Below are 17889 nucleotides of genomic sequence, written 5' to 3' on the forward strand. Positions count from 1 at the left end.
CCGGGCTCACACGCCGGCGCGGGACTGCGGCGCGGCGACCTCGCCCAGGACGCGGTCGAGGACCCGGTCCGCGGTGACCCCCGCGAACTCGGCCTCGGGGTCCATGACGAACCGGTGGGTCCAGACGACCGCCGCGAGCTCCTTGACGTCGTCCGGGAGGACGAAGTTGCGCCCCTGCGCCGCTGCCCAGACCTTGGTGGCCCGGACCATCGCGATCGCGCCGCGCACGCTCACGCCGAGACGGGTCTCCGGGGCGTTGCGCGTCGCCTCGCACAGCCGCGAGATGTACTCGAGCACTGCCGTGTCCACGTGGTTCTGGGCCGCGAGCTCGGCCATCTCGGCTACCGCGTTCGTGGTGATGATCGGGGCGAGCTCGCGCGAGCGGTCCTTCACGGACGCGCCGCCGAGGAGCCGCACGGTGGAGGCGTGGTCGGGGTAGCCGATCGAGGTCTTGATGAGGAACCGGTCGAGCTGGGCCTCGGGGAGCCGGTAGGTGCCTGCCTGCTCGATCGGGTTCTGGGTGGCCATCACCATGAAGGGCCGCCCCGCCTCGTAGGTCACGCCGTCCACGGTCACCCGGGACTCCTCCATGACCTCGAGCAGCGCCGACTGGGTCTTGGGCGAGGCCCGGTTGATCTCGTCGGCGAGCACGATGTTGGCGAAGATCGGGCCCTTGTGGAACTCGAACTGCTGCGTCTTCTGGTCGTAGATCGTCACGCCGGTGACGTCGGAGGGCAGCAGGTCAGGGGTGAACTGGATGCGCGAATTGGTGCCCTGCACCGTGGCGGCCAGCGCCCGCGCGAGCGAGGTCTTGCCCGTCCCCGGGGCGTCCTCGAGGAGGATGTGGCCCTCGGCGAGCATCGCGGTGAGCGCGAGCCGGACCACGTGGTCCTTGCCGAGCACCGCCTGGCCCACGTTCCCCGCGAGCCGCTCGAAGGTCTCGGCGAACCATGTGGCCTGTTCTGTCGTCAGCGTCATCCGCTCCCCCTGGAATGTGTGTGCTCTCTCCACCGCACCGGGCCCCGAGCCCGGCGATGTCCCCGGCACAGCCTAGTGCCTCGCCGTCCGGGCCCGCGATGGGGAGGACTCCCCCGGCGTCCGTCCGCGCGCCTCGGGCGCGCGGACGGTCAGTCGAGGACGATGCCGGGCCCGGTGCCGTGCCGGAGCGATACCGGATGGATCTCGCCGAAGCCGCGGACCATCTCGGGCTCTCGGTGCTCGAGGACAAACCTCTCATCGCCCGTGAGGGCCTTCGCGGTGACGTCGTCCACGAGGACCTGCCCCGGCTCGGCGATCGCGGTGAGGCGCGCGGCGAGGTTCACGGTCGGGCCGTAGATGTCCCCGAGCCGGCTCAGCACGCGCCCCCAGACCATGGCGACGCGGCACTGCGGGAGGATCTCGTCCTCCGCGAACTCCTTGGACAGGGCCAGCGCGATCTGGGCCCCGGCCGCCGGCGTCTCGGCGATGTAGAGGACCTCGTCCCCGATCGTCTTGACGAGGCGGCCGCCGCCCACGGCGATGATCTCGGAGCAGCGGTTCTCGAACCGCTGGACCAGCTGCGCGAGGGTCCGCTCATTCATCCGGCGCGAGAGGGACGTGTAGGAGACGAGGTCGGCGAAGCCGACGGCGCGCGCCAACGGCAGCGGGGCGTCGTCCTCCGTGCCGTCGCGTCCCTCCTCGCTCGAGTCGAGCCCCGCCTGGGCCCGGACCACGAGGCGCTGGACGCCCGCGGCGAGCTGGCGGTGCCACGAGTAGACGAGCACCTCCTCGAGCGGGCCGACCAGGTCCGGCAGCCGCTCGAGGAGGGCCACGCGCGCCTCCGAGTCGGTCATGCCCTGGCTCGAGATCATGTCCTCCACGAGGGCCTCGACCTGCCACACGACCATGCGGTCGGTCATCTGTCCGATCGCGCGGGCCACCGAGATCGCGGCCTCCTCGGTGAGCTTGCCCTCGCGGACCAGGCGCGGCATGACCTTGAGCGGCTCGAGCTCGGCCTGCGTGAAGGCGAGGTCGTCGTCCGTGAAGTTCGGCATGCCCAGGGCCCGCCAGAGCTTGCGGGCCGAGTACAGGGAGACCCCGGCCGCGGCCGCCACCTCGCGGCGCTTGAGCGTACGCTCGCCCCCGAGCAGGAGGACCTCGATGTCCTTGGACGTCATCCGCCGGGCCTGCCGGGGGCCCTGGCGTGGAGCCCCGGCACCGCGGTCCCCGGCTGCGGGACGCGCGGCAGGGCCCCCCGCTGGGGACTCCTCCTCGGCGGCCAGGCCCTCCTCGTCCAGCGGCTCCAGGAAGGCATCGTCGAGGGAAGAGGCATCGGGGGCGGCGGCCCGCTCCTCGGCGTCCTCCCGGGGCACCCCGCCGTTCGGCTCGTCCATCAGTCCTCCCTCAGTTCCCACGGAAGCGACGCATCGCTGAAGTCAGTGATCTCGTCGCCAGGATCCGGCTGACCCTCCTGGAGCGGGAGCTCCTCGATGGCGTCGAGGATGAACTGGCTGAAACGGCGCACTTCCGGCACGTCGGTCAGCGTGAGCTGCGCCGACTGGCCCGAGGTCAAGGTTATCGTCCCGGACCTGAGCATCCCCTGCATGAACCCCTGACTCACATGGACATCGCGCACGAGCGAGAGCGGCATTCCGCGGTCGCTGCGGGTGAGGCCGCGCTCGCGGCGGAGCACGCGGCGGCTCGTGAGCACGTAGCTGACGGAGCGCCACGCGAGCAGCTCGCGCAGGCAGTACCCGATGAGGACCCAGACCGCGGCCGCGGCGGGGACGAGCGGCGACCAGGAGGAGGTCCCGGCGGGGAGCCAGGGGACGATCGCCTCGAGGCGCCCGCGCGAGAGCCAGCCGGCGGCGAAGGCGGCCGCCCCGCTGACGAGGATGAGGACGAGGGCGGGCAGCACGAGCATGCGGCCCTGGCGCCGCGTCCTGACGATGAGCTGCTCCCCCGGGTCGAGGAGCCTACGCATAGCCGCCGTCGGCCGGGCGGAGATGGACCACGTCGCCCGCCGCGACCGAGTGGCGGGTGCCGTCCTCTTCGACCACGCGCAGGGCGCCGTGCGCGTCGAGGCCCGTCGCGCGGCCCACGAGGGTCTGGCCGCCGGGCAGCTCCACGCGGACGCGCTTGCCGAGGGTGATGGTGGCATCCTCGACCTGGCCCCAGAGGCCGCGGCCGGCCGCGAGCGGCGCGTCGGGGTCGCCGTCGACCGCGCAGAACTGCCGGTACCGGCGGGCGAACGCGGTCAGGTAGGCGGCCAGGATGTCCTCCCGTCGGTGCTCGCGGCCGGTGGCGATGGCCAGGCTCGTCGCGGTGGGGACCGGGAGCTCGCCCTCCGCCTGCCCGACGTTGATGCCGGTGCCGAGCACGACGGCGGGCGGGGCGCCGTGCGCTCCCGGGGCGAGCTGGGCGAGGATCCCGGAGATCTTGAGCCCGTCCACCACGACGTCGTTGGGCCACTTCACGCTCGCCTCGACCCCTGCCGTCTCGGCGAGGGCCTCGCGGAGCGCGAGCGCGGCGAGCGGCGAGAACCACGAGTAGCTCTGCGTGGGCAGCGGCCGTCCCGCGGCGTTGTGGGGGCGCAGCACGACCGACACGGCCACGGCGACCCCGACCGGGGACTCCCAGTGCCGGTGGAGGCGTCCCCGGCCCGCGGTCTGGTGGTCCGCGACGAGGACGGAGAGGTCCCCCCATCCGTCGGGGTCCGCCTCCGCGCGGCGCAGGAGTTCGGCGTTGGTCGAGTCGATCTCGTCCACGACCTCGAGCCGGGACAGCCCGGCCTCGCGCGCGAGCCCGGGACCCAGGAGTGTTGCGTCGAGGGGTCCGCGGGACTCTGGCTGCGCGTGGTCGTCCATGCCTGAATCCTATCGAGGGGCGCCGGGGCGCCCCGGATCTCAGAGGAAGATGTCCTTCACGAGGCGGTCCTCGGGCGCGCCGAGGCTGTAGGGGGCCAAGTCGGTCACCCCGGCGGCGGCGAGGGCCTCCTCGTCGGTGAAGAACCCGCCGGTGGTGGTGCGGGGGTCGCTCGTGAGCAGCACGTGCGCCGCGTCTGCCACGATCTCCGGACGGCGTCCGGCGGTGGCGAGGGCATCCCCGCCGGGCATGTTGCGGATCGCGGCCGTGTCGATGAGGGTGGCCGGCCAGAGGGAGTTGACGCCGATCCCGGCGGGACGGAGCTCCTCCGCGAGGCCGAGGGTCGTCAGGCTCATGCCGTACTTGGCCATCGTGTAGGCGAGGTGCCGGCCGGCCCATGCCGGGTCGAGGTTGATGGGCGGCGACAGGGTGAGGATGTGGGCGCCCGCGCCGGAGGCCGCCGAGGCGCGCAGCGCGGGCAGGGCGAGCTTGGAGAGCAGGAACGTGCCGCGGACGTTGATGTCCGCCATGAGGTCGTAGCGCTTCATGTCCACCGCGTCGGTCGTGGAGAGGTCGATCGCGGAGGCGTTGTTGACCACCGCGTCGATCCCGCCGAACCGCTCGCGGGTCGCGTCGACGGCCCGCGCCACGTCCTCGTCGCTGCGGACGTCCCCGACGATCGCGAGGGCCGATCCGCCCGCCGCCTCGATCTCCTCCGCGGCTGTGTACACGGTGCCGGCCAGCTTGGCGTGCGGCTCGGCGGTCTTGGCCAGGAGGGCGACGTTGGCCCCGTCCGCCGCGGCCCGCTTCGCGATGGCCAGCCCGATGCCGCGGCTGCCGCCGCTCATGAGGATGGTGCGGCCCGCCAGCGAGCCGGCGGCGCCCGGTGTGATGCTCGTCATGCGTCCCAGTGTACGGGATCTTGTTACTGGTCAGTAACAAGAGCAGTCCGCCGGGCGGGACCCACGCCGGCCGCCGTGTCGAATTTGTAGGGTTCCTACACAGGCCTCGCCTCAGGGCCTCATTAGACTGAGGGGACGTCTCCGCCCTTTGTGCGGACCCTACAGAGCCACCGCGCGTGCGCTACGGACCGAGAGCTGGAGTGAGTGTGACCCACGACCTGACCACCACCGCAGGCAAGATCGCGGACTTCCGCGACCGGCGGGCGGCCTCGCTCGCGCCCTCGGGCCAGGAGGCGATCGAGAAGCAGCATGCGCGCGGGAAGAACACGGCACGCGAGCGCATCGACATGCTGCTCGACACGGAGAGCTTCGTCGAGTTCGACACCCTCCGCGTGCACCGTTCCACCGCGTTCGGGATGGAGAAGAAGACTCCGCTCGGCGACGGCGTCGTCTCCGGATACGGCACGGTGGACGGGCGCCTCGTGGCGGTCTACAGCCAGGACTTCTCGGTCTACGGCGGCTCGCTGAGCCAGGTCAACGGCGAGAAGATCGTCAAGGTCCAGGAGTTCGCCCTCCGCAACGGCTGCCCCGTGGTGGGCATCAACGACGGCGGCGGCGCGCGCATCCAGGAGGGTGTGGCCTCCTTGGCCATGTTCGCGGACATCTTCCGGAACAACGTGGCCGCCTCGGGCGTGGTCCCGCAGATCTCGCTCATCATGGGCCCGTGCGCGGGCGGCGCGGCGTACTCCCCGGCGCTCACGGACTACGTGGTGATGGTGGACAAGACGAGCCACATGTTCATCACCGGCCCCGACGTCATCAAGACCGTCACGGGCGAGGAAGTGGACATGGAGACGCTCGGCGGCGCCCGCCAGCACAACGCCACGACCGGCACCGCGACCTACCTCGCCTCCGACGAGGCCGACGCGATCGACTTCGTCCGCGAACTCCTCGACGTGCTGCCCTCGAACAACCTCGTCGAGGCCCCCGTCCTCGATTCCGAGCAGGAGCTCGAGCAGACGGACGAGGACCTCGCCCTCGACGCGCTCGTCCCGGACTCGCCGACGCAGGGCTACGACATGCGCGCCGTGATCGAGGGCATCCTCGACGACGGCAACTTCCTCGAGATGCAGGCGCTCTACGCTCCGAACGTCATCATCGGCTACGGCCGGATGGAGGGCCACACGGTCGGGATCGTCGCGAACCAGCCCATCCAGTTCGCGGGCACGCTGGACATCGCGGCCTCGGAGAAGGCCGCCCGGTTCGTGCGCCACTGCGACGCCTTCAACATCCCGATCATCACGCTCGTGGACGTTCCCGGCTTCCTGCCCGGCAAGGACCAGGAGTTCCAGGGGATCATCCGCCGCGGCGCGAAGCTGCTCTACGCGTACGCCGAGGCGACCGTGCCGAAGCTGACCGTGATCTGCCGCAAGGCCTACGGCGGCGCGTACATCGTCATGGGCTCCAAGAAGCTCGGGGCGGACCTGAACCTCGCGTGGCCCACCGCGCAGATCGGCGTCATGGGCGCCCAGGGCGCGGTGAACATCCTGTACCGCCGCGAGCTCGCCGCCGTCTCGGCGGAGGGCGGCGATGTGGAGGCCAAGCGCGCCGAGCTCATCCAGCACTATGAGGAGGAGCTCCTCAACCCGTACCAGGCGGCCGAACTCGGGTACATCGACGCGGTCATCGCCCCGTCGGAGACCCGCGTGCAGCTCCTGCGCGGCCTGCGCGCACTCCGCGACAAGCATGCGTCCATGCCCGCCAAGAAGCACGGGAACATCCCCCTGTGAGCGCGCTCCCGCAGACGCCCCAGACGCACGACGGCGGGGACTCGCCCGCCGTCGTCGCCGCGCCGGTGCTCTTCTCGGTCACCCGCGGGAACCCGACGCCCGAGGAGATCGCGGCGCTCACGGCCGTGCTCGCCGCGCTCGGCGGCCCCGCCCCCGAGGCCGCACCGGCGGCGCCGACGCGCCGCGAGCGGATCCGCCGGGCGACGCTGCGCCCGCGGCACATGATCGCCCAGCGCCGCGGCCGCGCCTGACGCCCCCCCTCGGCCCGGGTGCCCGCCCCGGGCCCGCGAGATATGTGCACGGGTTCTTTCACGTGTCGGTGCGCCGCGCTAGGCTCGTGGGCGTGACGCAGAACACTGACCAGAACCAGCACAGCTCCGCAGGCACGCGCGCGCCCAGCGCCCTCGATGCCATCGCCGACGAGTTCACCCGCAAGCTGCTCGACCTCGACCCGGCCCTCGCGACCGAGCTGGGCTACCCGGGCCACGAGACGGAGTACCCCGACTACTCCCCTGCCGGCCTCGCCGAGCACAGCGCCCTCGTGGAGCGCACGCTCAGCGCCCTCGACGCCGCGGCTCCCGCGGACGAGATCGACGAGGTCACGCTCGACGCGATGCGGGAGCGGCTCGGCCTCGACGCCGAGCGGTACGCCAGCGGCTGGGTCGCGGCGACGCTGAACAACATCGAGTCGCCGGCGCAGTCGATCCGCGCCGTCTTCGACCTCATGCCCACGGACACCGCCGAGCAGTGGGGCCACATCGCGGGCCGCGCCGCCAACGTCCCCGCCGCGGTCGAGGGCTACATCGCCTCGCTCCGGGCGGCCGCGGCGGACGGCAAGGTCTCGGCGGCGCGGCAGGTGCGCGTCGTCGTCGGCCAGTGCCGCAAGTACGGCGCCGAGGGCGCCGGCTTCTTCGCCAAGCTCGCCGCGGAGGCGGCCCTCGACGGCGGCGCCCCGCTGCCGGAGGACGTCGCCTCCGCCCTCGCCGACGGCTGCGCGGCCGCCGCCGCGGCGTACCGCGGGCTCGCGGACCTCCTCGAGGGCGAGCTCCTCCCCCAGGCGCCCGAGGAGGACGCCGTGGGCCGCGAGCGGTACGCGCTCGAGTCCCGCAGGTTCCTCGGCGCGGCGGTCGACCTCGAGGAGACGTACGCGTGGGGCGTGGCCGAGCTGGACCGCATCATCGCGGAGCAGGAGGCCGTTGCGGAGCAGATCAGGCCCGGCGCCAGCATCGCCGAGGCCAAGGCCGCCCTCAATGCGGACCCCGCCCGGCAGCTCAAGGGCACCGACGCGCTGCGGGCCTGGATGCAGGAGCTCTCCGACCGGGCCGTGGCGAACCTTGCCGGGACCCACTTCGAGATCGTGGGCCCGATGCACCAGCTCGAGTGCATGATCGCCCCGACGCAGGATGGCGGGATCTACTACACGGCGCCGTCGGACGACTTCTCCCGACCCGGCCGCATGTGGTGGTCCGTGCCGGAGGGCGAGGACACGTTCACCACGTGGGCGGAGACGAGCACCGTCTACCACGAGGGCGTCCCGGGACACCACCTCCAGTGCGCCACGGCGGTGTACCGCCGCGAGCTGCTCAACGACTGGCGCCGGAACATCTGCTGGGTCTCCGGGCACGGCGAGGGCTGGGCGCTCTACGCGGAGCGGCTCATGGACGAGCTCGGCTACCTCGCCGACCCGGGCGACCGCATGGGCATGCTCGACGGACAGCGCATGCGCGCCGCGCGGGTGGTCTTCGACATCGGCGTCCATCTCGGGCTCGAGGTCCCGGAGCGCTGGGGCACGGGGACGTGGACGGCGGAGAAGGGCTACGAGTTCCTCCAGCAGAACCTGGACGTCTCCGAGGGCCAGCTCGACTTCGAGTTCAACCGCTACCTCGGCTGGCCCGGGCAGGCGCCGTCCTACAAGGTGGGACAGCGGCTGTGGGAGCAGGTCCGCGCCGAGCTCGAGGCGGAGGCCGCTGCCGCGGGCCGCGAGTTCGACCTCAAGGAGTTCCACACGCGCGCCCTGAACCTCGGATCCGTCGGCCTGGACACCCTCCGGCGCGCCCTGACCTCCTGAGGCGCCGGGCGAGGCGCGTGACATATCCCACACGGGCCGAGGGAATAGCGTAACAAAACGGCGTGACGGCGCGGCATCTCGGGGTTCTCTTCCCGGCCGCGCCGTCACACTGCGCGTCACACGAGGAAACACAAGCTTCGTATGGTAGAAAACTCCGCCCTAGCGTAGACGGGTGAGCACCTCAACCAGCACTGCGCGCACCCCGCGCCGCCTCCCGACGTGGGCCACGGCGTTCGGCCCGCAGATCATCGCAGCACTCGTCGTCGGCCTCGCCCTGGGCCTCCTCGCGAAGTACACGGGCAGCACCAAGGCCAGCCCGAACGCGCTCGGCGCGACCCTCGCAACCATCGGCAGCAGCTATGTGAGCCTGCTCCAGACCGCCGTGGTCCCCCTCATCTTCACCGCCGTGGTGAGCTCGATCGCAAACCTCCGCCAGGTCTCCAACGCGGCCAAGCTCGCCTGGAACACCCTGCTGTGGTTCGCGATCACCGCCTTCATCGCGGTGATGATCGGCATCACCCTGGGCGTCGTCTTCCAGCCGGGCGCCGGCACCGGCATCACCCAGCAGGCGAAGTACACCGGCAAGAGCGGTGACTGGTGGGCCTTCCTGACCGGCCTGTTCCCACACAACTTCCTCGGCCTGGGCGCCACCTCGACCGCGGGCGACGGGGGCGCCGTCACCACGACCGTGTCCTTCAACGTCCTGCAGATCCTCGTCATCGCGATCGCCGTGGGCATCGCGGCGCTCAAAGTCGGCGCGAAGGCCGAGCCATTCCTGAACTTCACCCGCTCGGCCCTCGAGATCATCCAGAAGGTGCTCTGGTGGATCATCCGCCTCGCCCCGCTCGGGACGATCGGCCTCATCGGCAACGCCGTCGCCGTCTACGGCTGGGACACCATCGGCGCCCTGGGCAAGTTCGCCGTCGCGATCTACGCGGGCCTCGTGCTCGTGCTGTTCGCGGTCTACCCCATCCTCGTGAAGTCGCACGGGCTCTCCGTCAAGCAGTACTTCTCCGGCGTGTGGCCGGCCGTCCAGCTCGGGTTCGTCTCCCGCTCCTCGATCGGCACGCTCCCGCTCACCCAGCGCGTCGCCGAGCGCAACCTCGGGGTCCCGCAGGGCTACGCGTCCTTCGCCGTGCCGCTGGGCGCGACGACGAAGATGGACGGCTGCGCCGCGATCTACCCGGCCGTCGCCGCGATCTTCGTGGCCCAGTTCTTCGGCATCAACCTCGACTTCAGCCAGTACCTGCTGATCGTCCTCGTTTCGGTCCTCGGCTCGGCCGCGACCGCGGGCACCACCGGCGCCGTCGTGATGCTGACCCTGACCCTCTCGACGCTGGGCCTGCCGCTGGCCGGGGTGGGCCTGCTCCTGGCCATCGACCCGATCCTGGACATGGGCCGCACGGCAGTCAACGTCGCGGGCCAGGCGCTCGTGCCGACCATCGTCGCCAAGCGCCAGGGCATCCTCGACGTGGAGCTCTACAACGCCCCGCGCCACGGTGACCCGTTCAAGGACGAGTCCGCCTCGCCCACCGAGCAGACGCACGACGGCGAGCTGGCCGCCGCGCGCTGACCGCCGGGCGGGCAGGACGCCCCGCCACCCCGAACGCCGCATCAGGACATGCCGCAATCCCCGCCGGATTCGAGCATGTCCTGATGCGGCGTTGCCGTCCCCGCCCCAGAGCCACCTGTCCCGGGCCGATCTCGACCCAACAACTTGCACGGCGTGCAAACTTGCACGTAGTGTCATGGGGTGACCCCCGAAACCACGTCGCGCCGCGAGCTGAACAAGGCCGCGACCCGCGAATCGATCATCGCCGCCGCGCTCTCCCTCGCCATGTCGCGCGGACTCGGCGGCTTCACGGCCGAGGAGCTGGCCGATGCCGCCGGGGTCTCCCGGCGGACGTTCTTCAACTACTTCGGCAGCGTCGAGGAGGCCATCGCCGCCCCGACGTTCGGCTTCCTCGACCGCGCCCTCGACCAGCTCCGCGAGCGGCCGGCGGACGAGCCCATCCTCGAATCCGCGCTCCACGTCCTCACCGGCCTCGCGGACAACGACCTCATCGAGCCGATGGCCCAGTCGTTCCTCGTGGCCGCCGGCCACGACCCCCTCACGCGCTTCCAGCTGCAGGCCTTCGACGACTGCGCCGACAAGATCGGCACGGCCATCAGGGAACGCCACCCCCACCTCGGCAACGACCTCTACGTGGCCGCCCTGGCAGGCAGCGTCATCTCCTGCGGCAAGGCGGCCCTCGAGACCTGGATGGCCGAATCGGGAGGCGACCTCTCGCCGTCGTCCCTCACCCGGCTCCGCAGCCTCCTCTCCTCCGCCATCACCTACCTCAAGACCGGCTTCGCCGCGCCCTGAGGCCCCTCCACCGCCGCGTCCGCTCCACCGCCCCGTCCGCTCCGTCCTGAATAGGTAAGGCCCATGGCTTCGCTCCTCTACCGTCTCGGCAGGTTCGCCTACGACCGCCGCTGGCTCGTCCTCGCCGCGTGGCTCGTCATCGTCGCGGCCGTGGGCGGCTCGGCCGCCGCGTTCCACGGCAGCATGACCAACAACTTCCAGATCCCGGGCACCGAGACCCAGCGCATGCTGGACAAGCTCAAGGCGGAACTGCCCTCCGCGGCCGGCGGGAACGCAACCGTGGCCTTCACGTCCCCGGACGCGGCGTTCACCGAGGCCCAGAAGAAGGACCTCAGCGCGGCCCTGGCCAAGATCAAAGGCCTCGACGGCGTCCAGAACGTGACGGACCCGTTCACCACGCAGGCCCAGCTCGACGGCGCCGCCGCGAAGATCGCGGACGGGAAGGCCCAGATCTCGGCGAACGAGGCGAAGCTCGCGGCAGGGGCACCCCAGCTCGAGTCCGCCAAGGCCACGCTGGATGCCACCAGGGCCCAGCTCGATGCCGGGCAGGCCCAGCTCGACGCGCAGAAGAAGGCCCTCGCGGCCCAGGGCCTCCCGGAGGCGGCAGTCGCGCAGGCCACCGCCTCGGCGCAGGCCCAGCTCGACGCCGGGCGCCAGCAGCTCGCCGCGGGCCAGGCGCGGTACGACGCCGGGAAGAAGCAGGCCGACGAGGGCGCCGCCAAGCTCGCGGACGCCAAGGCCCAGCTCGCGCTCGCCCAGCGGCAGGCCACCGCCGCCGGGGGGCTGCGCTTCGTCTCCAGCGACGGCAAGGCGGCCATCGCGTCGATCCAGTTCACCAAGTCCACCGACGGCCTCTCCCCCGCCCTGCGGCAGGAGGTCCAGTCCATCGCCGCGAGCGTGCCCGGCGTCAACGCCTACCCGAGCAAGGAGCTCACGCAGGACATCTCGCAGATCTTCGGCACCTCCGAGGGGATCGGCGTGGCCGTCGCGGCGGTCGTGCTGTTCGCCATGCTCGGAACCTTTGTGGCAGCGGGGCTGCCGCTCCTCATGGCCCTGATCGGCGTCGCGGTCGGCGTGGGCGGCACGTTCGCCCTCACCAGCGTGGTCTCGATGAGCTCGGTGACGCCGATGCTGGGCCTCATGCTCGGCCTGGCCGTGGGCATCGACTACTCGCTGTTCATCGTCAACCGGCACCGCACCCAGCTGCTCGCCGGCATGGGCCCGCGCGAGTCCGTGGCGCTCTCGATCGGCACCTCCGGCAACGCCGTCGTGTTCGCGGGCCTCACCGTGGTGATCGCCCTCGCGGCGCTCGTGGTGCCCGGGCTGCCCTTCCTCGCCGTCATGGGCCTCGCGGCGGCCGCCACCGTGGCCGTGGCCGTGCTGGTCGCCGTCACCCTCCTGCCCGCGGTCCTCGGGTTCGCGGGCCGGCGGATCGTCTCCCGGCGCCGCTGGGCCAGGGCCCAGGCGGAGAACGCGCAGGCCGGCCACGCCGAGGAGGCGGCCCGCTCGGACCTCGCCAAGGCCAACCGCGGCTGGGGCGCCTGGGTGACCCGGCACCCCTGGGTCTCGGTGCTGGGCGCGGTCGTGCTGCTCGCCGTGCTCACAGTCCCGGCGGCGCAGCTGCGGCTCGCCCTCCCGGACGGCGGCTCGGAGCCGGCCGACTCGACCGCGTTCAAGGCCTACGACGCGACCGGGAAGTACTTCGGCGAGGGTATGACCGGCCCCATCATCGTGGTCGGCGACCTCCCCGCGGGCCTCGACGCGGCCGCCGCCCAGGCCAAGGAGTACGACGTCGCGGACCAGCTCCGTTCGGTGCCCGGCGTGGTCGCGGCCGTTCCCGGCACGGTCAGCCCCGACCGCAGGATCGCGGTGTTCCAGGTGATCCCGAAGGAGGGCCCGGCCAGCGCGAGCACGGTCCAGGTGGTCCACGACCTGCGGGCCAAGGGCACCGACATCCAGCAGAGCACCGGCGTGACGATCGGCCTGACCGGGCAGACGGCCGCGAACGTGGACGTCTCCTCCAAGCTCGCCGACGCGCTCCCGCCGTACCTGACGATCGTCGTGGGCCTGTCCTTCCTCCTGCTGCTGCTCGTGTTCCGCTCGCTCCTCGTGCCGCTGCTGGCCACCGGCGGGTTCCTGCTCTCGCTCGGCGCCGCGTTCGGCGCGGTCGTCGCCGTGTACCAGTGGGGCTGGCTCGGCCCGGTCTTCGATGTCACCCACCCGGGGGCGGTCCTGAGCTTCATGCCGATCCTGCTCATCGGCATCCTCTTCGGCCTCGCGATGGACTACCAGGTCTTCATCACCTCGGGCATCCGCGAGTCGTACGCCCACGGCGTCGAGGCGCACCTCGCCGTCCGGACGGGCTTCCACCACGCCGCACGGGTGATCACCGCCGCCGCGATCATCATGGTCAGCGTCTTCGCGGGCTTCATCTTCAGCCACCTGACGATGGTCCGGCCCCTCGGCTTCGGGCTCGCCCTCGGCGTGCTGCTGGATGCGTTCGTGGTGCGCATGACCCTCGTCCCCGCCGTGATGCGCCTGCTCGGCAACGCGGCGTGGTGGCTGCCGCGCTGGCTCGCGCGGATCCTGCCCGACCTGGACATCGAGGGCGCCAAGCTCGAGCGTGCGACCGCGGCGCCGGACCGCGCCGACGAGGACTCGCCGGCCCCGGTGGCCCGCTGAGCGGGCGGCGATAGGCTGGGCCGCGTGAGAGTCCCCGCGCCGCGCGCCCACCATCTCGAGCCGCACCCGCCCACGCTCATCCTGGCGTCGAAGTCCCCCGCACGGACCAAGCTCCTCGAGGAGGCCGGGATCCCGCACCGGATCCTCGTCTCCGACGTGGACGAGGAGGCGGTCGCGGCCGGTCGCCCGGGCGCGACGCCCGCCGAGACCGCGCTGCTCCTGGCCCGGGCCAAGGCCGAGGCCGTCGCGGGGCTCCCCGCCGCTGTGGGCGCCCTGGTCCTGGGCTGCGACTCGGTCTTCGAGCTCGACGGCCAGGCCCTCGGCAAGCCCTACACGGCCGAGGTCGCCCGCCAGCGGCTCGCGGCCATGAGCGGCCGCGCGGGCATCCTGCACACCGGCCACTGGCTCATCGACGTCCGGGGCCGGCTGGAGCCCGGCCAGCGGGCAGAGGGGACGCACGACGCCGGCGCCGCGCCGGGGCACGGTCAGCTCGCCTCGGCGGGGGTCGAGTTCAGCGAGATGCAGGCCGCGGAGATCGAGGCCTACGTCGCCACGGGCGAGCCGCTGCACTGCGCGGGCTCGTTCACGATCGACGGGCTCGGCGGCGCGTTCCTGACGCGCGTCGACGGCGACCCCCACGCCGTGGTGGGCCTGTCCGTCTCCACCCTGCGCGCCCTCCTGGCCACCGCGGGGGTGCGCCTCACGGATTGGTGGGCGGCCGCCGTCGACCGCTGACGTTTTGTAGATCCCCTACAAAGGATCGGCCCGCTACGCACGGAATCCGCCACCAATATGGGCGATTCCACCAAGTCGGCGCTAGGCTTCCCGCAGTACAGAACGGAGTTGCCTTGTCCCTCAGCGCTGCCACCAAGCCCATCACGAAGGTGCTCGTCGCCAACCGCGGCGAGATCGCCGTCCGCGTCATCCGCGCGGCCCGCGACGAGGGCATCGCCTCGGTCGCCGTCTACGCCGACCCGGACCGGGACGCCCTGCACGTGCGCCTCGCGGACGAGGCCTTCGCGCTGGGCGGCACCACCGCGGCCGATTCGTACCTCGTGATGGACAAGATCCTCGACGCGGCCGCCGCCTCCGGCGCCGACGCCGTCCATCCGGGCTACGGCTTCCTGTCCGAGAACGCCCACTTCGCCCAGCGCGTGATCGACGCCGGCCTGACCTGGATCGGCCCCTCCCCGGAGGCCATCGCTGCCCTCGGCGACAAGGTGCGCGCGCGCCACATCGCCGAGAAGGTCGGCGCCCCGCTGGTCCCCGGCACGGCCGACCCGGTCGAGTCCGCGGACGAGGTCATCGCGTTCGCCCAGGAGTTCGGGCTGCCCGTGGCCATCAAGGCGGCGTACGGCGGCGGCGGCCGCGGCATCAAGGTCGCCCGGACCCTCGAGGAGATCCCCGAGCTGTTCGACTCCGCCGTGCGCGAGGCGACCGCGGCGTTCGGCCGGGGCGAGTGCTTCATCGAGCGGTTCCTGGACGCCCCGCGCCATGTGGAGACCCAGTGCCTCGCGGACTCCACGGGCCACGTCGTCGTCGTCTCGACCCGCGACTGCTCGCTCCAGCGCCGCAACCAGAAGCTCGTCGAGGAGGCGCCAGCGCCCTTCCTCACCGAGGAGCAGACCAAGCGCCTCTACGAGTCCTCCAAGGCCATCCTCAAGGAGGCCGGCTACCTCGGCGCGGGGACCTGCGAGTTCCTCGTGGGCCAGGACGGGACCATCAGCTTCCTCGAGGTGAACACGCGCCTCCAGGTCGAACACTGCGTGTCCGAGGAGGTCACGGGCCTGGATCTGGTGCGCGAGCAGTTCCGCCTCGCCCGCGGCGAGGAGCTCGGCTACGACGACCCCGAGATCCGCGGCCACTCCTTCGAGTTCCGCATCAACGGCGAGGACCCGGGACGCGGCTTCATGCCCGCCCCCGGCACCGTCGAGACGCTGCGCTACCCGACGGGCCCCGGGGTGCGCGTCGACTCGGGCATCGAGGCCGGCGAGGTCGTCTCCGGCAACTTCGACTCGATGCTCGCCAAGCTGATCGTCTCCGGCTCGAGCCGTGCCCAGGCGCTCCAGCGGGCGCGCCGCGCCCTCGACGAGCTGGTCATCACGGGCATGCCCACGGTCGTGCCGTTCCATGCCGCCGTGGTGCGCGACCCCGCGTTCGCACCCGAGGAGGGCCCGTTCTCGATCCACACCCGCTGGATCGAGACGGAATTCGAGAACACCATCCCGCCGTACGCCGGCGGGCCGGCCGCCGCCGAGGGCGCGGACGACGACGCCGCCCGGCAGAGCGTTGTGGTCGAGGTGGGCGGCAAGCGGCTCGAGGTGACGATCCCGGCCTCGCTGTCCCTCGGTACCGGGCGGGCGCCCAAGCCCAAGAAGAAGGCCCGCACCGCGCGCGGCTCGGCGGCCACGGCGGCCGGCGGCGACGCGCTCACCGCCCCGATGCAGGGCACGATCGTCAAGGTGGCCGTCGCGGACGGCGACGTGGTCGCGGAGGGCGATCTCGTCGTCGTGCTCGAGGCCATGAAGATGGAGCAGCCGCTCACCGCCCACAAGGCCGGCACAGTCCGTGGCCTCGGCGCGGAGCCCGGGCAGACCGTCGGCGCGGGCGCGGTCATCGCAACCATCGAGGACTGACTCCCGCCCCGGGAAGCTGACCCCGCGTCCGGGCGCCAGAGACCCCGCAAGAAGACGCCAGAGACCCCTCAACCGATCCTTCCGGTTGAGGGGTCTCTGGCGGACCTTTGCGGGGTCTTCGACTAGGCCGAGATATTCTCCTCGAACGTGGCGTCGCGGGTCTCCTTGGTCAGCAGCAGCGCGACGAACGTGAGCACCGCCGCGGCCGCCAGGTACACGCCGACCCACACCGTGCTGCCCTTGCCGAACTGCCACAGGGCGATCGCGACGAACGAGGCCGGCGCGGCGCCGAGCACGGACGAGAGGTTGTAGGCGATCGCCGAGCCCGTGTAGCGCACGTTCGCCGGGAACAGCTCGGGCAGGATCGCGGCCATCGGTCCGAACGTCGCGCCCATGAGCGTGAAGCCCACGATCAGGCCGACCATCGCGGCGCCGGTGCCGGGCCCGAACATGAGGCCCCAGGCGAGGCCGAAGGCGAAGATGAGGCCGGTGACCCAGAGCAGGAACCGGCGGCGGCCGTACTTCTCCGCGAGCGGCCCGGAGACCGCGGTGAAGATGCCGAAGAACACGACGCCGATGATGAGCATCCACAGGAACAGGCCGCGGTCGATCCCCAGGCCGGGGACGAACGTGGAGGCGTCGAACGGCTTGCCGGCCTTCTGGGCGGCGGCGCGGGCCACCTCGACCTTGTTCGTCGCCGTGCCGTAGGTGAGCGTGAAGCTCGTGGTGAGGTAGAAGAGCACGTAGGTCGCGAGCATGATGAACGTGCCGGCGATGACAGCGCGCCAGTGGTGCCGGAACGTCGCGGCGAGCGGGACCTTGGCGACCTTCTCCTCCTCGATGACCTTCTTGAACGAGGTGCTCTCGACCAGCTTGAGGCGCACGTACAGGCCGATCGCGACCATGATGATGCTGAACAGGAAGGGGATGCGCCAGCCGAAGTCCTCGAACTGCTTCGTGGTGAGGAAGCTGTTCATGACCACGTACATGACGTTGGCGATGATGAAGCCGATCGGCGCCCCGAGCTGCGGGAACGTGCCCCACACCGCGCGCTTGTTGGCGGGGGCGTTCTCGGTGGCCAGCAGCGCCGCCCCGGACCATTCGCCGCCGAGGGCGAGGCCCTGGAGGAAGCGGAACACCACGAGCAGCAGCGGGGCCAGCACCACCCAGCCCGGCGTCGTCGCCGGCGGAAGCAGGCCGATGAGGAAGGTCGCGAGGCCCATCGTGACCAGCGAGGCGACGAGGGTGCCCTTGCGTCCGAGCTTGTCGCCGAAGTGGCCGAAGACGATCGAGCCGACCGGGCGCGCGACGAACGCGACGCCGAAGATCGCGAACGAGGACAGGATGGCGTTGATGTCCGTCGCGTTCGGGAAGAAGAGCTTCGGGAACACGAGCACGGACGCCGTCGCGTACGCGTAGAAGTCGAAGAACTCGATGGTCGTGCCGATGAGGCTCGAGAAGATGACTCGGCCCTTCGTATTGGCCGACTGTGCGGCCGAGGGCTCCGTCACCGCAGATGTGGTGGACATGGCATCGCTTTCACATGCTGGACCGGGGATTGACTTCCGGTCCGGGATTTGAGTACACGCCATCCTATGCC

General features: G+C 71.7%; 14 protein-coding genes. 8 read left to right on the forward strand and 6 right to left on the reverse strand.

Annotated features, from left to right (window positions below; translation table 11 throughout):
• Window positions 1–6 precede the first annotated feature (6 nt).
• From ACYVKZ_RS16840 to ACYVKZ_RS16860, 5 genes are all read right to left on the reverse strand, one after another.
• A complete protein-coding gene (locus ACYVKZ_RS16840) occupies window positions 7–978 on the reverse strand; it encodes an AAA family ATPase (RefSeq protein ID WP_460993408.1) in 972 nt (323 codons plus the stop codon).
• A gap of 149 nt (window positions 979–1127) precedes the next feature.
• Window positions 1128–2372: an adenylate/guanylate cyclase domain-containing protein gene (locus ACYVKZ_RS16845; RefSeq protein ID WP_460993409.1), complete on the reverse strand. Its 1245-nt coding sequence runs from the start codon at window positions 2370–2372 to the stop codon at window positions 1128–1130.
• Window positions 2372–2962: a PH domain-containing protein gene (locus tag ACYVKZ_RS16850; RefSeq protein WP_460993410.1), complete on the reverse strand. Its 591-nt coding sequence runs from the start codon at window positions 2960–2962 to the stop codon at window positions 2372–2374. Before ACYVKZ_RS16850 ends, ACYVKZ_RS16845 begins: the two co-directional genes overlap by 1 nt.
• Complete coding sequence (locus ACYVKZ_RS16855) at window positions 2955–3845, reverse strand: biotin--[acetyl-CoA-carboxylase] ligase (protein WP_460993411.1); 891 nt, start codon at window positions 3843–3845, stop codon at window positions 2955–2957. Before ACYVKZ_RS16855 ends, ACYVKZ_RS16850 begins: the two co-directional genes overlap by 8 nt.
• A 39-nt stretch (window positions 3846–3884) precedes the next feature.
• Window positions 3885–4745: an SDR family oxidoreductase gene (locus tag ACYVKZ_RS16860; protein ID WP_460993412.1), complete on the reverse strand. Its 861-nt coding sequence runs from the start codon at window positions 4743–4745 to the stop codon at window positions 3885–3887.
• A 206-nt stretch (window positions 4746–4951) separates the two neighbouring features.
• Here ACYVKZ_RS16860 and ACYVKZ_RS16865 point away from each other — a divergent pair, with 206 nt between their 5' ends.
• The 8 genes from ACYVKZ_RS16865 to ACYVKZ_RS16900 all read left to right on the forward strand — a co-directional run bounded on the left by ACYVKZ_RS16865 (window position 4952) and on the right by ACYVKZ_RS16900 (window position 16289).
• Window positions 4952–6535, forward strand: coding sequence for an acyl-CoA carboxylase subunit beta (locus tag ACYVKZ_RS16865; protein WP_460993413.1), 1584 nt, complete (start codon window positions 4952–4954; stop codon window positions 6533–6535).
• Window positions 6532–6786 carry an acyl-CoA carboxylase epsilon subunit gene (locus ACYVKZ_RS16870; RefSeq protein WP_460993414.1) on the forward strand — a complete coding sequence of 85 codons (255 nt, stop codon included), beginning with the start codon at window positions 6532–6534 and terminating at the stop codon, window positions 6784–6786. The genes ACYVKZ_RS16865 and ACYVKZ_RS16870 overlap by 4 nt, the downstream gene beginning before the upstream one ends.
• Window positions 6787–6878: 92 nt before the next feature.
• Window positions 6879–8603, forward strand: a complete 1725-nt coding sequence (locus ACYVKZ_RS16875; RefSeq protein WP_460993415.1) for a DUF885 domain-containing protein — start codon at window positions 6879–6881, stop codon at window positions 8601–8603.
• A gap of 172 nt (window positions 8604–8775) precedes the next feature.
• Window positions 8776–10176, forward strand: coding sequence for a dicarboxylate/amino acid:cation symporter (locus ACYVKZ_RS16880; RefSeq protein ID WP_460993416.1), 1401 nt, complete (start codon window positions 8776–8778; stop codon window positions 10174–10176).
• Window positions 10177–10356: 180 nt separating this feature from the next.
• Entirely contained in the window at window positions 10357–10971 is a 615-nt protein-coding gene (locus ACYVKZ_RS16885; RefSeq protein WP_460993417.1) for a TetR/AcrR family transcriptional regulator, read from the forward strand.
• Between the two features lie 63 nt (window positions 10972–11034).
• Complete coding sequence (locus tag ACYVKZ_RS16890; RefSeq protein WP_460993418.1) at window positions 11035–13653, forward strand: MMPL family transporter; 2619 nt, start codon at window positions 11035–11037, stop codon at window positions 13651–13653.
• A gap of 24 nt (window positions 13654–13677) precedes the next feature.
• Window positions 13678–14388: a Maf family protein gene (locus tag ACYVKZ_RS16895; RefSeq protein WP_460993419.1), complete on the forward strand. Its 711-nt coding sequence runs from the start codon at window positions 13678–13680 to the stop codon at window positions 14386–14388.
• Window positions 14389–14501: 113 nt separating this feature from the next.
• On the forward strand, window positions 14502–16289 hold the full coding sequence (locus tag ACYVKZ_RS16900) for an acetyl/propionyl/methylcrotonyl-CoA carboxylase subunit alpha (RefSeq protein WP_460993420.1): 1788 nt from the start codon (window positions 14502–14504) through the stop codon (window positions 16287–16289).
• Between the two features lie 122 nt (window positions 16290–16411).
• Here the strand turns inward: ACYVKZ_RS16900 and ACYVKZ_RS16905 are convergent, their stop codons facing one another.
• Window positions 16412–17818 (reverse strand): MFS transporter, encoded by a 1407-nt coding sequence (locus ACYVKZ_RS16905; RefSeq protein ID WP_460993421.1) that lies wholly within the window; start codon window positions 17816–17818, stop codon window positions 16412–16414.
• Window positions 17819–17889: the final 71 nt, after the last annotated feature.

This window comes from Sinomonas soli, assembly GCF_054782415.1.

Bases quoted from the DNA above. Each gene is read 5' to 3' on its own strand.
- ACYVKZ_RS16840 (WP_460993408.1), bottom strand. From the start codon at position 978: ATGACGCTGACGACAGAACAGGCCACATGGTTCGCCGAGACCTTCGAG.
- ACYVKZ_RS16845 (WP_460993409.1), bottom strand. From the start codon at position 2,372: ATGGACGAGCCGAACGGCGGGGTGCCCCGGGAGGACGCCGAGGAGCGG.
- ACYVKZ_RS16850 (WP_460993410.1), bottom strand. From the start codon at position 2,962: ATGCGTAGGCTCCTCGACCCGGGGGAGCAGCTCATCGTCAGGACGCGG.
- ACYVKZ_RS16855 (WP_460993411.1), bottom strand. From the start codon at position 3,845: ATGGACGACCACGCGCAGCCAGAGTCCCGCGGACCCCTCGACGCAACA.
- ACYVKZ_RS16860 (WP_460993412.1), bottom strand. From the start codon at position 4,745: ATGACGAGCATCACACCGGGCGCCGCCGGCTCGCTGGCGGGCCGCACC.
- ACYVKZ_RS16890 (WP_460993418.1), top strand. From the start codon at position 11,035: ATGGCTTCGCTCCTCTACCGTCTCGGCAGGTTCGCCTACGACCGCCGC.
- ACYVKZ_RS16905 (WP_460993421.1), bottom strand. From the start codon at position 17,818: ATGTCCACCACATCTGCGGTGACGGAGCCCTCGGCCGCACAGTCGGCC.